At 53.8% G+C, this 13108-nt stretch carries 15 protein-coding genes; 3 read left to right on the forward strand and 12 right to left on the reverse strand.

Going from position 1 to position 13108, the window contains the following annotated elements:
- Positions 1-58: 58 nt before the first annotated feature.
- From ACW55A_RS03670 to ACW55A_RS03715, 10 genes are all read right to left on the reverse strand, one after another.
- Complete coding sequence (locus tag ACW55A_RS03670) at positions 59-148, reverse strand: DUF4113 domain-containing protein (protein WP_311138688.1); 90 nt, start codon at positions 146-148, stop codon at positions 59-61.
- Between the two features lie 169 nt (positions 149-317).
- A complete protein-coding gene (locus ACW55A_RS03675) occupies positions 318-698 on the reverse strand; it encodes a COG4315 family predicted lipoprotein (protein ID WP_012723153.1) in 381 nt (126 codons plus the stop codon).
- Between the two features lie 121 nt (positions 699-819).
- Complete coding sequence (locus ACW55A_RS03680) at positions 820-1014, reverse strand: hypothetical protein (protein WP_032657047.1); 195 nt, start codon at positions 1012-1014, stop codon at positions 820-822.
- Between the two features lie 3 nt (positions 1015-1017).
- The gene (locus ACW55A_RS03685; protein WP_498810820.1) at positions 1018-2307 is read right to left on the reverse strand and encodes a cbb3-type cytochrome c oxidase subunit II; all 1290 of its coding nucleotides are present in this window, start codon (positions 2305-2307) and stop codon (positions 1018-1020) included.
- Positions 2308-2310: 3 nt separating this feature from the next.
- Positions 2311-3768, reverse strand: a complete 1458-nt coding sequence (locus tag ACW55A_RS03690) for a cbb3-type cytochrome c oxidase subunit I (protein ID WP_046722265.1) — start codon at positions 3766-3768, stop codon at positions 2311-2313.
- Entirely contained in the window at positions 3761-4267 is a 507-nt protein-coding gene (locus ACW55A_RS03695; protein ID WP_012723156.1) for a c-type cytochrome, read from the reverse strand. The genes ACW55A_RS03690 and ACW55A_RS03695 overlap by 8 nt, the downstream gene beginning before the upstream one ends.
- The gene (locus ACW55A_RS03700; protein ID WP_224265906.1) at positions 4264-4626 is read right to left on the reverse strand and encodes a hypothetical protein; all 363 of its coding nucleotides are present in this window, start codon (positions 4624-4626) and stop codon (positions 4264-4266) included. The genes ACW55A_RS03695 and ACW55A_RS03700 overlap by 4 nt, the downstream gene beginning before the upstream one ends.
- A 1-nt stretch (position 4627) precedes the next feature.
- Positions 4628-5863 carry a molybdopterin-dependent oxidoreductase gene (locus tag ACW55A_RS03705; RefSeq protein ID WP_103388956.1) on the reverse strand — a complete coding sequence of 412 codons (1236 nt, stop codon included), beginning with the start codon at positions 5861-5863 and terminating at the stop codon, positions 4628-4630.
- A gap of 59 nt (positions 5864-5922) precedes the next feature.
- Positions 5923-6915 (reverse strand): YVTN family beta-propeller repeat protein, encoded by a 993-nt coding sequence (locus ACW55A_RS03710; protein ID WP_012723159.1) that lies wholly within the window; start codon positions 6913-6915, stop codon positions 5923-5925.
- A gap of 158 nt (positions 6916-7073) precedes the next feature.
- Positions 7074-7970: a LysR family transcriptional regulator gene (locus ACW55A_RS03715; RefSeq protein ID WP_012723160.1), complete on the reverse strand. Its 897-nt coding sequence runs from the start codon at positions 7968-7970 to the stop codon at positions 7074-7076.
- 115 nt (positions 7971-8085) lie between these two features.
- Here ACW55A_RS03715 and ACW55A_RS03720 point away from each other — a divergent pair, with 115 nt between their 5' ends.
- Entirely contained in the window at positions 8086-9255 is a 1170-nt protein-coding gene (locus ACW55A_RS03720; protein WP_012723161.1) for a TDT family transporter, read from the forward strand.
- A gap of 8 nt (positions 9256-9263) precedes the next feature.
- Here the strand turns inward: ACW55A_RS03720 and ACW55A_RS03725 are convergent, their stop codons facing one another.
- Complete coding sequence (locus tag ACW55A_RS03725) at positions 9264-9866, reverse strand: uracil-DNA glycosylase (protein WP_032657055.1); 603 nt, start codon at positions 9864-9866, stop codon at positions 9264-9266.
- Between the two features lie 51 nt (positions 9867-9917).
- Between ACW55A_RS03725 and ACW55A_RS03730 the strand changes: the two genes are divergently transcribed.
- Together ACW55A_RS03730 and cydB are read left to right on the forward strand one after the other, a co-directional pair.
- Positions 9918-11345, forward strand: a complete 1428-nt coding sequence (locus tag ACW55A_RS03730) for a cytochrome ubiquinol oxidase subunit I (protein ID WP_012723163.1) — start codon at positions 9918-9920, stop codon at positions 11343-11345.
- Positions 11346-11348: 3 nt separating this feature from the next.
- Positions 11349-12356 (forward strand): cytochrome d ubiquinol oxidase subunit II, encoded by a 1008-nt coding sequence (gene cydB, locus ACW55A_RS03735; protein WP_012723164.1) that lies wholly within the window; start codon positions 11349-11351, stop codon positions 12354-12356.
- 131 nt (positions 12357-12487) lie between these two features.
- Here the strand turns inward: cydB and ppa are convergent, their stop codons facing one another.
- On the reverse strand, positions 12488-13039 hold the full coding sequence (gene ppa / locus ACW55A_RS03740) for an inorganic diphosphatase (RefSeq protein WP_012723165.1): 552 nt from the start codon (positions 13037-13039) through the stop codon (positions 12488-12490).
- Positions 13040-13108: the final 69 nt, after the last annotated feature.

Here is a 13108-nt window from a genome sequence, read left to right on the forward strand (position 1 = left end):
TACCTTAATCAGATCTGAGGGTTGAAACCTTTAGTAAGTCCCAGCCCCAGTGCTAGCCCTATTTAAATTTAACAGTCCAGAGGTGATCCAGCTGGGTTGTGCAAATGGGGCTTAGCATCTGGCGCTTCATACCCCAGTATGGCGTTATGGGAACATCTCAAGAGCGTACGGTGCCTCGGCCCCATTTTACGTTGATCTGATCCATCATGCTTTGTGAGGCGCAGCGGCCGCACGTTGGCGGAACTATCAGGTAGTTAAACTTCTAGTTTGCGCCACTGACAAAGCCAGGGCGCATGCTAGCCTGTTAATTAATGAGGTTACGGTTTAGCAACGTGCCAGACTTGGTTGACACCGTCGCCGGTTGTATCCCCTGGCTTGGTATCTTTGACCCAGCTGTAAAGTGGCATGCCTTTGTAAGCCCATTGTTTTGTGCCATCGTCTCGAGTGACGACAGAATAATCATGATCCGCTTTGGCGTTTGCCGACACTGCCAGAGGTGGCCAGTTTGCAGCGCATGGCCCAGTGCAGACCGACTTGCCCGAGGTGTCCTTACCGAACGTGTACAGAGTCATTCCTTTCGCGTCTACGAGTACTTTTCCCTTGTCTGTTTCAGCAACCTTGACTGGCGCGTCGGCGAACGCAAAACCAGATATGCAGCAGACGGCAACAGCAGCGGTGAGGATCATTTTTTTGAACATACGTATTCCTTTGGTTTTTGTGAATTTTTGTAGGCTCGCCTGCTATTTGAAATAGTACGCGACCAGACAGTAGACGAACGCCAGACAGTTCTATTCCAGTTCCGTAAAAAACTTCCCAATATTATGTTTTACCGGAACCCTGATCTTTCCCCCCCTGTTGATCCAATGGCGTTCTTATTTGAGCAAAACGACGTTCACGCTCAAGCATCACGAGCTTGGGCGCCTCACTCCACAGCCGAAGTTCAGGGCTGACCCACCAAGCTACAACGAATGCAGAAACGATCAGGGTCATCACAATTACCATTGAAGCAAACATGATTCACTCCTGCTCGGTAGGTTGGTATAGCGTACGCAAATAGGTAACTACAGCAGTTCGTTGTTCGTCCGAGAGCACTGCTTTCCAGGGAGGCATTGCCGTACCTGGTATGCCTTCACGCAAGACGTTCTCCAGATACGCCGTGTTGCCTTTCTTCTCCCAGAAGTTCGCGGGGCGTGGGGAGAGCCCGCGAGATGCAGGCCCATTGCCCTGGCCACTGGCACCGTGGCAGCTAGCACAATTGGTGGAAAATAGAGACTGCCCAAGCGCTACGTCGCTAGACGGCAAGGCGCGCTCGTCCGCTGTATGCAGGCTTTGCACATAAAGCGTGAGTGCCACCAGCGTTGAGTTATCAAGGTCTCTCCAAGCGGGCATTGCTGTCCCGGGCCTGCCGTTCCACAAAACATCGGCTAAATGCCGGGTTGTAAATTGTGCATCGCGCAGGTTAGCCGGACGTGGCAGCAACGTCGACGCCGCTAAGCCATCACCTGTTCCACTCGGACCATGGCACCCGGCGCAGTTCTCCGCGAAAGCCGCTTGTCCCAGACGTAATGCGATCGAGCGGTCATTTGCGTTAGTAGGTATCACAAAGCCAGGCACTGGCCCATCCAAGCGAGGTCGCGCGGCGATTGCATCTTGGCTTACATTGAGTGACGCCGACATTTCTTCATCTGCCATGCTGTCGTGCGACATCGCGTTACTGCTCTTCTGGGTTGATTGTTGAGCGTCAACCTGCGCCTGAAGCGGATCGTCATAACCCGAAACTTTTCTAGCTCTACCAAGCGTCTGTAAGTAGGCAACGAGGTCAATTCCATCCGATGTCGGTTTGTTGGCATCACCTTTAAACAACCAGGGATAGCCAGGCATTACAGAGTCACGAACGACATATCGAGGATTGAATAGGTGGGTCAGATGCCAATCATTACTTCGTACCTCGGTTTCCCGAGCTAAATCAGGACCAATGCGGCGAGTCCCCCAGAGTTGTGGGTAGTCGTATTTCGTTTCCCATGCTTCAGTGGGCGCCCCCCAGCGACTGACGTCCTGAGCTACGAATCGTACTTGTTGAGTATGACAATAACCGCACCCTTCGCGGGCATATACAATGCGCCCTCGTTCTTCTTTCGCGGAATACTGTTGCATGTTGGCAGGTGCACGGGCCTCGATTTCCTTTTGCAGTTGCTTCCCAGGCAATATCCCGAGCAGCATAAACGACAAGATAAAGAAGCCGATACCGGCTACAAATATGATCAGATAGGCGCTATTGAACAGGCGATGCTTGGTAACCGTTTGCATACCTTAAACTCCCGCTAACGTAGGGTGAATGACGGGAGAGGTACTTACGGCAGCACCGTTGTTTCGGGCTCCTGTAGTTAGGCCCAGGAAAAACGCGATGAAGCCTGCCAGAATCGGCAATCCGCTTAGGTCTCTGATCCACCAGTACGCCAGAGATGCGCGTACAGAGTCCATCCACGGCGCGGTGGTTTCCCATATTTGTGCCTGTACCAAACCGCCGGCCGTTAGTGTGGTGAACATGGCCAGTAGGCCGATAGTTATCAGCCAGTAAGCCCAATTCATCGCCGCTGCGCTGTAGCGGTTGTTTGGTATACGCTGCCAGGCATGGGCAATCCCGCCAGCGGCAACGAAGGTTGCAAAACCCAGCATCGCGAGATGCGAATGGCCAATTACCCAATCGGAAAAGTGAGTCAATCGGTTGACCGGCATCAGAGCCTGGAACGCGCCCTGCAAACTGACGATTAAATAGAACACCGTGCCCGTCCAGACAAACCTCAGAGGGACATCGCTTGCGACTGTCGAAGCTTGGCCTCGCAGTGACATCAGTTGGTTGAATACAACTAGTATCACGTCCATGCCCAAATACACGGAGGCGATAATGGCCGCCTTCTGCGCGTCCATGGGGATAGCCGAATAGACGTAATGGTGAGTGCCATTGAGCGGATAAAAAAAGAATAGAAACCAGAAACCGATCATTGACAAAAAGTGGCTATAGATAGGTCGATTGGTGGCGGCCGGAATAATGTAGTAAGAGATCGCAAGTACAAATGGCGTAACGAACAAACCCACTGCGTCGTGAATCCAAAGCCCGCTGAATGCAGCACCTTGCGCGCCGGGGATAAATGCAGGCGCGAAATTTCCTACTGGATATGCAAGCAGCGTAAATACGGCTCCGCCGATCAGGTACCAAGCCGAAATATACAAGCCTCCTCGTTGCCGCTTAAGCAAGAAAGGCCCCGCGAATTGGGCACATACCAAAATCAGACCGAGTACTACCACTAGGTCCACGATCATTGGGAACTCCGCCCATTCTAAAGACTGTATTGCGAACCATGGGCTATCGAGCCCGAGGGAAATAAGTAACCATCCGGGCAAAAGGACACCAAGATTCCAAATATAGAAAATGACCCAGCCCAATCTGCGACTGAACACCGGGCGATCAGCCAGGCGCGGGACCATGTGGTAACAGAACGCAAAGAAAGCATTGGCAAGCCAACCAAAAAAAATACCTTGTGTGTGATCGAACCTCAGGCGACCCCAGGTCAGCGCTGCGTGGCTACTCAGCAGATCGGGCATTGTCAGCTTCAGAGCAACAAGCAGGCCCGCAAGAGCTGATAGAAACAGTGTGATCACTGCTGCATAACCGTGGGCTTTGATAAGATCGTAATCAATGCGCGGCAAAATATCCGAGGGTTGATTCGCGTCTAGAGCATGCTCTGTTCCAGCTATCAGTCTACTCATGGCTTAGCTCCTTCAACGAAACGGTTTTGGAGCGGCTTAGAATCCATGCTGCCGTTCCTGATCGCTCCTCCGGCGTCAGTGTTATGTCCGTAGGCCCTGCAGAATAACCATCCCATCCTGGTTGGGGATGGGAAATGGCAGCGACCATGACAGCCAATGCTTCGTGATTAAGCGGCTTCGTCCCAATTACAGATTTATATCGTGCAAGGACTGCATTCCAGCTAGGACCTACCGAACGTTGAGTCGCGTCATGACACCCTGCGCAACGCTGTTGGACCACAATTGCGCCTGCGCCGACCAATGCAGTGGTCAACTCGACCTTATCTGTTGAGTCCACTCGCGACGGGAGAGCATCTCCTCGTCGGGTGATATCCGAGGCGCCGTGGGTGCCGATGACCTTCCAAGATATCAACGTGCCGAGCGCCAATACACCAATCAACATAGCCAATGCAGTTCGGGAAATCCCATGGGCCGATGTGTCGCGAACAGGATCACTCATGGTGTCTCCTTGCCATTGAAGAACATCAGATAATCGATGATTGGTTGTACGGCTTCGTCGGGGATGGGCGCTCCATATTCGTCGCGCATTTTGGCGACCTCAGCCGCCCAGGTTTTACGCGGAAATGCAGGTTGGTTGGTAACGTAACGAGGAGAATGGCAGATCACGCATTGTGCCAGAAATTCGCTGCGCCCCGGACCGTCCGGCAAGTAGGGCTCGTCGTGGGGAACAGTGATTGAGTGCACGGGAGCACCAAAATCGACCTTCGGTTCCTCGGCCGCAAAGGCGCTTGGTATCCAAATAGGTAGGCTACACATCAAGGCAAAAAAGAGCATTCTAGGCTGGAGAAATGTCGTCATCTCACACCACCATTCCAGTGGTTTGTTCGATAACCCGGCGCGCATAGCCTCCCCGATTCCACTGGGTGGTCAGTTGACCTTGCCCGGCGCGGTTGGTGGCGCGGACCTTGAACGTGTATCGGCCTTTGTCAAGGGGGGTCCATACGAAGCGCCACCGACGCCAAGAGAACCGGCCGATCTCGGGGTCGAGCGTCGCATCTGCCCAAGTACGCCCGCCGTCAACTGAAACCTCAACCCGAGCGATACCATCGCCGCCATCATTGGCTAAGCCCTCTAGCATGTATGGATGATTTACAAGCAATAGTTCTTCGGGTTCTGGACGTACGAATACGGAGTGAGTGACAAAGCGGTTGATGGGTACCGTTTTCTTGGAGAGGTTTCCTGGCTCCTCGTTGATCTCTGGATTATCAGGAATTCGGTAGGCTTGGTTCATCCAAATATTGCTTAAAGGTTTATCTAGCACCTCAATGTGAGCCAATGATTTAATCCAGTAAGTCGCGTACCAACCGGGTACCACTAAGCGCAATGGAAAGCCATTGAGCATCGGCAGTGGTGCGCCATTCATTGCGTATGCAACCATCACATCACCATCATTGGCATGGTCAAACTTCAATGACTTCACGATCTTTGGCAAGCCTGGCATTGGCGACTCATCCAGCCCAGAAATTGCCACCTCGACTGCTCCTGCTTTAACACCTGCACGATCAAGGAGGTCCTTGAGGCGAACGCCTGTCCACTGTGCATTTCCCATCGCGCCAAATTGCCATTGCCCACCAGGAGGTTTAGGACCAAACAAGCTTCTGGCATTGCCTGAACATTGGTTCATGGCCACCAGTGTCACGGGCTCGAACTCGTTGACCAAGGCATCAAGAGAAAAAGACTGAGGATTGGCAACCTGGCCATCGAGACGCAGTCGAAAGGTTCGCGTATCGACCTGAGTTGGATACCCCGACAGATGCCACCGAACAAAATAGGCTTCGTTAGGCGTCAGGTCCTGGCGAAAATAATGCAGCGGCGTTTCCAACTGCGGCGGACGATCAGTAATCAGAATCAGTCCCGTTTTCTCTGGAAAACGTACAAGGCGTCGTTCGGACTCTGCGGATTCGATCCTATCTAGTTGCGCCAAGTCCGTTCCAGAAAGGGCTTGGCGCGGAAGCAGGCTAGCGAGACCAGCGCTAGTGGCCAACCCGAGTAAACGACGGCGATTCATCATCCAGAACTCATCACTTCCATTCATTATTATTCACCAGGTCGTGGAGTATCAGCAGGCCCTCGAGAAGGCCTGCGTTGTTTCGATCAGTCAGCCTTGAGCGTCGATACCACCTTGTTGCTGGCGAGATCGACGGTGGAGATGCTCAGGTCCTCGTTGAGGACATAAGCCTTCGACTTGTCTTTGGTGAAGACAATGGCCTGGCGGGGTGCCTTCAAACCGGTCACAGTGGTCGTCACTTTCAGCGTTTTGGTGTCTATCACTGACAGGGTGTTGTCACCCAGGTTACCCGAGTAGACGTGCAGTCCGTCTGGAGTCAGGGCTGCACCGTAGGGGTCTTTGCCCACCATAACGGTGGTTGTGATAGCGCGTTTTTGAGTGTCGACAACTGCGATGCTGTTACTGCCGCTGTTAGCCGCGTACAGCGTATTGCCGTCGGCCGATATGGAGATGGCGCGCAACTTGTTGAAGCCAGTGATCTCACCTTCGATCTTATTGGTCTTGCTGTCGACCAGGGTGATTTTGTCGCCAAGAAAGTTGGTGACATAGACGGTTTTGCCGTCAGGGCTTACTCGGATGCCTTGGCGCGGTTGGGAGAAGCCAGGTACCACAGCTACTGGTCGTTGGTGATCAAGGTCAATAACCGACAAGGTGCTGGCGGCCTCGTTGTTGACGTAGAGCAGGCTCCCATCCTTGCTGAGCGTGGTACCAAAAGCACCTGCACCTAACGGAAGATCTGCGATGACTTTTAATGTTTTGGTGTCGATCTTACGAACGACCCCTAAGCTGCTGTCGGAAAGGTAGAACACATCGCCGTTTGGAGAAAAGACAATGTTGCGTGGCGTGATATAGCCGGTGAGAACCTGACGAACCTTGCCGGTTTTCAAGTCGTAGACCACCACGTCAGGACGCTGACTGTAGGAGACTACGGCTGTCGATTCGTCAGGGCTGACAGCCAGTGAGTTGTTATGAATATCACCATCGAAGGTCCAGCGATCTTCCGCTGCCGACGCACTCATTGATGCGGCGAGCGCGATACCCAACGCCAGTGCAGTCACTGTTTTCTTGATCACATTCATCAGAGGTTCCTCACAAGGGGCAGCCAGGCGTGAGATTGCGCCTTGGCAAATGCAGCTCGCTGATTGCTGCTAGACAATGAGTTGACCTTAAGCGCTTGGGATAAATTCCGAAAACAAGTTGTTGTGGTAGTAGTTACCTACTTTTCAAATAGATTTCGTTAGCTTTGGCTCGCAAACTGAGTGCAACTTTGCCAGAACCGTTCAAGTCCGGACGAGATGAATTTTTCCCGGTGGCGGATCAGAAAAAAGCGCCGGCTCAGCCCAGGCAACGCATGCGGCAGTTCAATCAGGTCTTGAGAAGTCAGCAGATCCCGAACGACCCTGCTCGACAGGCAACTGATGCCGATGCCTTGTGCAAGGACGTGTTTGATGGCTTCTGAGCTGCCGATCTGGCGGGTTTCAGCGAGGTCGTGCAGGTGACGCAACAGCAACTGTTCGACTTCCTCCCGAGTGCCCGAGCCAGGTTCGCGGAGAAGCCACTCAGCAGTACGCAGGTCATCAAGGGTGACCTGCGACTTGAGTGCTAAAGGGTGACGTTGGCCCGCTACAATGAGCAGTTCATCTACAAGCCAAGGTTCGGCACTCAGTTCGGGCAAGTGGCACGGTCCCTCAATCAGTCCCATATCAATCTCGAAATCTGCGACCTTCCGGGCGATAGCCATGCTGTTGGCCATATCAACATCGACCCGCAGGTGCGGAGCCGATTGGCGTAACTCGCCAAGTATCAATGGCAAAACATAGTTGCCTATAGTGGTACTACAGCCTACCCGCAAGCGAGTCTTCAGCTCTGCATGCCCTGGAAGGAAGCTGTTTTCTATCTGCAACGCGTTCTCAAGCATGCTTCTGGCCTGGGGCAGTAATGCTTGGCCGTTATTGTTTAACACCAAGCGTTTGCCTACGCGATCGAAAAGCCGGGTATCCAAGGCGCTTTCCAACTCGTTGAGTGCGGCGCTGGTGGCCGATTGCGAAAGTGACACAGCGATGGCCGCGCTGGTGGTGCTGCCCTGTTGCGCAATGGCGCAGAAGATTTGCAATTGACGTAGGCTTAACTTCAATTTTCTACCTCTTTAACAGGTAACGTAAACCTATACTATCCGTTTAGCCGCTAACCTCATCAAGCTATACTTCAGGCAAGTCACATTGAATGAACACTGAAGCGGGAGCGCGAAAATGAGTGATACACGACTCGCAGCGATTATGGGCGGCAGCCATCCACTGGCAGCATTGTCCAATCCACGAGAAGCGATCCGGCAGTTCACACCTAACTGGTTCGCCGCCACGATGGGCACCGGGATTCTGGCTCTGGCTTTGGGCCAACTGCCATTTGCCGCGCAGTGGCCCAAAGTGTTAGGTGAAGCCTTGTGGTTTTTCAATATCGCGTTGTTTTGCCTCTTTACGGTGTTGTACGCAAGCCGCTGGGCCCTGTTCTTTAATGAAGCCAAACAGATCTTCGGTCACTCCACCGTGTCGATGTTTTTTGGAACCATCCCCATGGGGCTGGCGACAATCATCAACGGATTTCTCCTTTATGGCTTGCCACGCTGGGGGGATGGGGTTGTCGCTTTAGCTGAAGTCCTGTGGTGGATCGATGTCGCCATGGCGTTGGCGTGCGGGGTTCTGATCCCGTTCATGATGTTTACCCGCCAGCAGCACAGTATCGACCAGATGACAGCAGTATGGCTGCTACCTGTGGTTGCGGCCGAGGTAGCCGCCGCCAGTGGTGGGCTACTGGCGCCGCACCTTGCTGATGCGAGTGCACAGTTCACCCTGTTGATCACCAGCTACGTGCTATGGGCATACTCAGTGCCCGTTGCCTTGAGTATTCTGGTGATTCTGCTGCTGCGCATGGCATTGCATAAATTGCCTCATGAGAGCATGGCGGCATCGAGCTGGCTTTCATTAGGGCCCATTGGTACTGGTGCGTTGGGGATGCTGGTACTCGGCAGCGACGCTCCGGCGATCTTCGCCGCTCATGGAATGGCCGGCATCGGAGGCGTTGCCGAGGGCATTGGCTTGATCGGTGGTGTGCTGTTTTGGGGGCTTGGATTGTGGTGGATGGTTTTGGCGCTGCTGATTACCGGTCGCTACTTCAGGGAGGGTATTCCTTTCAACCTCGGCTGGTGGGGTTTCACCTTTCCGCTAGGCGTGTATGCGGTGACTACCCTTAAATTGGGCTCCATGTTGCACCTCGCGTTCTTCAATTTTGTGGGCGTGGTACTGGTATTGCTGCTTGCGATCATGTGGATCATCGTCGCGGCCAAAACTTTGGTAGGCGCGTATCGCGGCAACTTGTTCATCTCGCCCTGCATCGCCTCGCTGAACAAGATGAGCAAACCCTGAACCTTTGGCTACTCAATCGACTGTTTGGCGTCACGCAGCGTGGATAGGATGCGTTGCCGAACACTCGGGTGAGTGCAAACAGAAAGCGGGCTGGGGTGTGGCATCTCGAGCAATGAGATATCGGGAAAGGCGTGTCGAACCCGCAGCATCGCCTGCTGAGCGACACGTCCGGCAAATACGACAGTCGCGAGATCAGGAAAATGCGGAAGCAGCGTGATTAGCTTCTCAATTCCCTCCTCAATTTGCGCCCTGCGGAGCGACGCCTTGGGCTTTTCAAGATCGGGCAGCCAAGGATATAGATTCCAGATAACGGTCTCTCGGCGTTCCAACCCAACCTGTTCCATGAAACTTTTGAGGTTGCGTTGTGCAGGCCCCGGATTGTCTCGTGAGACATACCGTGCACGACTGACCGTTCGCGCGGGTGACTCTAGCAATATCAATATTTTGGCGTAGACGCCGCCATCCAACGGATCGAAATACGGCAAGGTTTTGTCGCCCGTGGACTGGGAAATCACCCAGCGCGTCAGTTGCGCAACGTTCGGCATCAGCAGAAAAATTTCTCGCGCTTCAAGCGAAATCCCGAGGGGGGCGGTGCCTTGGTGAGTCGACACTGACAAGACGCTTCCTCTATTGATACGAAATTGCCATTAGGAGGCCACGATATGTTCGATCTTCAAGCTCTTGACCTCGCGCGAATGCAGTTCGCTTTCACCGTTTCATTCCACATCCTGTTCCCGGCAGTTACCGTCGGGCTGGCTGCTTATCTAGCAGTGTTGGAAGGTCTTTGGTTGAGGACGCATGACAATACCTATCGGACCTTATACCACTTTTGGATCAAAATCTTCGCAGTCAACTTCGGTATGGGTGTGGTGTCAGGATTGGTCATGGCGTATGAGTTCGGTACCAATTGGAGCAGATTTTCGTATTTCGCCGGCCCTATAACGGGGACCCTACTGACCTACGAGGTACTGACGGCTTTCTTTCTTGAAGCTGGATTCTTGGGTGTGATGCTTTTTGGTTGGAGTAGAGTCGGCCGTGGCCTACATTTCTTTTCTACCGTGATGGTGGCCGTTGGCACCTTGGTTTCCTCGTTCTGGATTCTCGCCTCTAATAGCTGGATGCAAACCCCACAGGGCTTCAAAATTGATCATGGTCAAGTGATTCCGATGGACTGGCTGAAGATTATCTTCAATCCGTCTTTTCCTTACCGCCTGGTGCACATGTCGATTGCTGCCTTCGTGGCAACGGCGTTCTTTGTCGGCGCTTCAGCAGCCTGGCACCTGTTGGGAGGTCGCGATAACCCGGCCGTCCGTCGAATGTTATCAATGGCGATGTGGATGGCGTTGATTGTGGCGCCGATACAAGCCGTGGTGGGCGATGCTCACGGGTTGAACACTTTGGAGCATCAGCCGGCAAAAATTGCGGCAATAGAGGGCCACTGGGAAAACGTGGGCAATGAGCCGACGCCGTTGATCCTGTTTGGCTGGCCCGATATGAAGGCTGAGAAGACCCGGTTTTCCGTCGAGATTCCCTACTTGGGCAGTTTGATCCTTACCCACAGCCTGGATCGTCAGATTCCTGCCTTGGCATCCTTTGCGCCGGAGGATCGCCCCAACTCGACTATCGTGTTCTGGTCGTTCCGTATCATGGTTGGCTTGGGAATGCTGATGATTTTCACTGGACTGTGGAGTCTATGGTTGCGAAAGCGCGGCACGCTCTACCGGTGCCGCTCGTTCTTATACTTCCTGATGCTTATGGGGCCGTCAGGGCTGATCGCCCTATTGGCCGGCTGGTTTACCACTGAAATCGGTCGTCAGCCTTGGGTAGTGTATGGACTGCTGCGCACTGCCGATGCTTCGTCGAACCATAGCGTGGCGCAGATGAGCATTACCTTAGTGCTGTTTGTCCTGGTTTATTTCGCGCTTTTCGGAACCGGCTTGGGCTACATGATGCGCCTGGTACGTAAAGGACCCCAAAATCACGAAGGCGACGCGCTTAGCCACGGTGGGCCTGGCCATCTGCGAACACCTGCCCGTCCTCTATCTGCCGCCCACGGTGGCGATGCTGATAGCCATCACAAGGGGCATTGACTCATGGGCATTGATCTTCCGCTGATTTGGGCCGTGATCATCATCTTCGGCATCATGATGTACGTAATTATGGACGGCTTTGACCTAGGGATTGGCATTCTTTTTCCTTTCATGAAGGGCTCGGGCGATCGCGACGTAATGATGAACACGGTCGCGCCTGTCTGGGACGGCAACGAAACCTGGCTCGTGCTTGGCGGCGCGGCGTTGTTCGGCGCCTTCCCGCTGGCCTATTCGGTGGTCCTGTCGGCCCTGTACCTGCCGCTGATTTTCATGCTGTTCGGGCTGATTTTCCGCGGCGTGGCCTTCGAGTTCCGTTTCAAGGCCACTGACGAGAAGCGCCACATCTGGGACAAGGCCTTTATCGGCGGCTCCCTGGTGGCGACCTTCTTCCAGGGCGTGGCGTTGGGCGCCTACATCGACGGCCTCCCGGTGGTCGATCGCCAGTACGCCGGGGGCGGCCTAGACTGGCTGACGCCGTTCAGTCTGTTCTGCGGCGCTGCGCTGATAGTTGCGTATGCCTTGCTTGGCTGCACCTGGCTGATCATGAAAACTGAAGGCGTGCTGCAAAAAGCCATGCATAACCTGGCCCGTCCTTTGACGTTGGCACTGCTGGCTGTGATCGCCGTGGTCAGCTTATGGACGCCGCTCGCCCATGGCGATATCGCTGCACGCTGGTTCTGCCTACCGAACCTGTTCTGGTTCCTGCCGGTGCCAGTCCTAGTGTTGGTGACTATGTGGGGGTTGTTCAGGGCCGTGGCGAGCAGTGCTCACTACGCGCCTTTTATCTTGACCCTGGTATTGATCTTTCTGGGTTACAGCGGCCTCGGCATCAGCCTGTGGCCGAACATCGTCCCACCGTTGACGTCGATCTGGGATGCCGCAGCCCCCCCGCAAAGCCAAGGTTTTATGCTTGTAGGTGCTCTGCTCATTATCCCGATCATTCTGGGCTACACCATTTGGAGCTACTCCGTGTTCCGAGGAAAGGTTAACGATCAGGCAGGCTATCATTGAGTGAACTGACACCCTTTAAATGCCTCGGGAATCTCTAGTCCGTTCAGGAATGCAGTCCTTGGGTTACTTCGCCATCAGTGACATTATTGCAGTGCTTGGAGCGTAGCTCGGTACACAGGTGGCCACATCCTTTAATGTGGCGAGTGGTCCCCCTTTTTTGGTTTATACGTAGCTACCGATTTGCGAATCTCTTCTCGGGCCTCATCTGCGCTCCCCCAACGGCCCATCTTTACCCACTTACCCGGCTCCAATGCCTTGTAGCTTTCGAAGAAGTGCTGGATCTGTGCGAGGAGTAATGCAGGGAGGTCAGAGAATTCCTTTATGTTGCTGTACACAGAGCTTAGTTTTTCATGAGGCACCGCGATCACCTTGGCATCCGCTCCAGCTTCGTCCGTCATGTACATCACGCCAACCGGGCGACTACGAATGACAACGCCAGGCGATACCGGGTAAGGGCAAATCACCAAGACGTCCAACGGGTCTCCGTCATCGCTCAACGTATTTGGAATGAACCCGTAGTTGGCCGGATAGAACATGGGCGTGCTGAGGAAGCGGTCTACGAAAATTTGTCCACTCGGCTTGTCCACCTCGTACTTGATCGGCGAGTGGTTTGCAGGAATCTCGATAACGGTGAAGAAGTCATCGGGGATCGCGTTACCAGCTGGAATATCCGTGTAGCTCATGCTCATATCTCCAAGCGTCTAGGAAAGGCCAATGCCACTGACGTTTTTGCCAACAGCGATATGTGGTTC

This window comes from Plantibacter cousiniae (nom. nud.) (genome assembly GCF_977070315.1).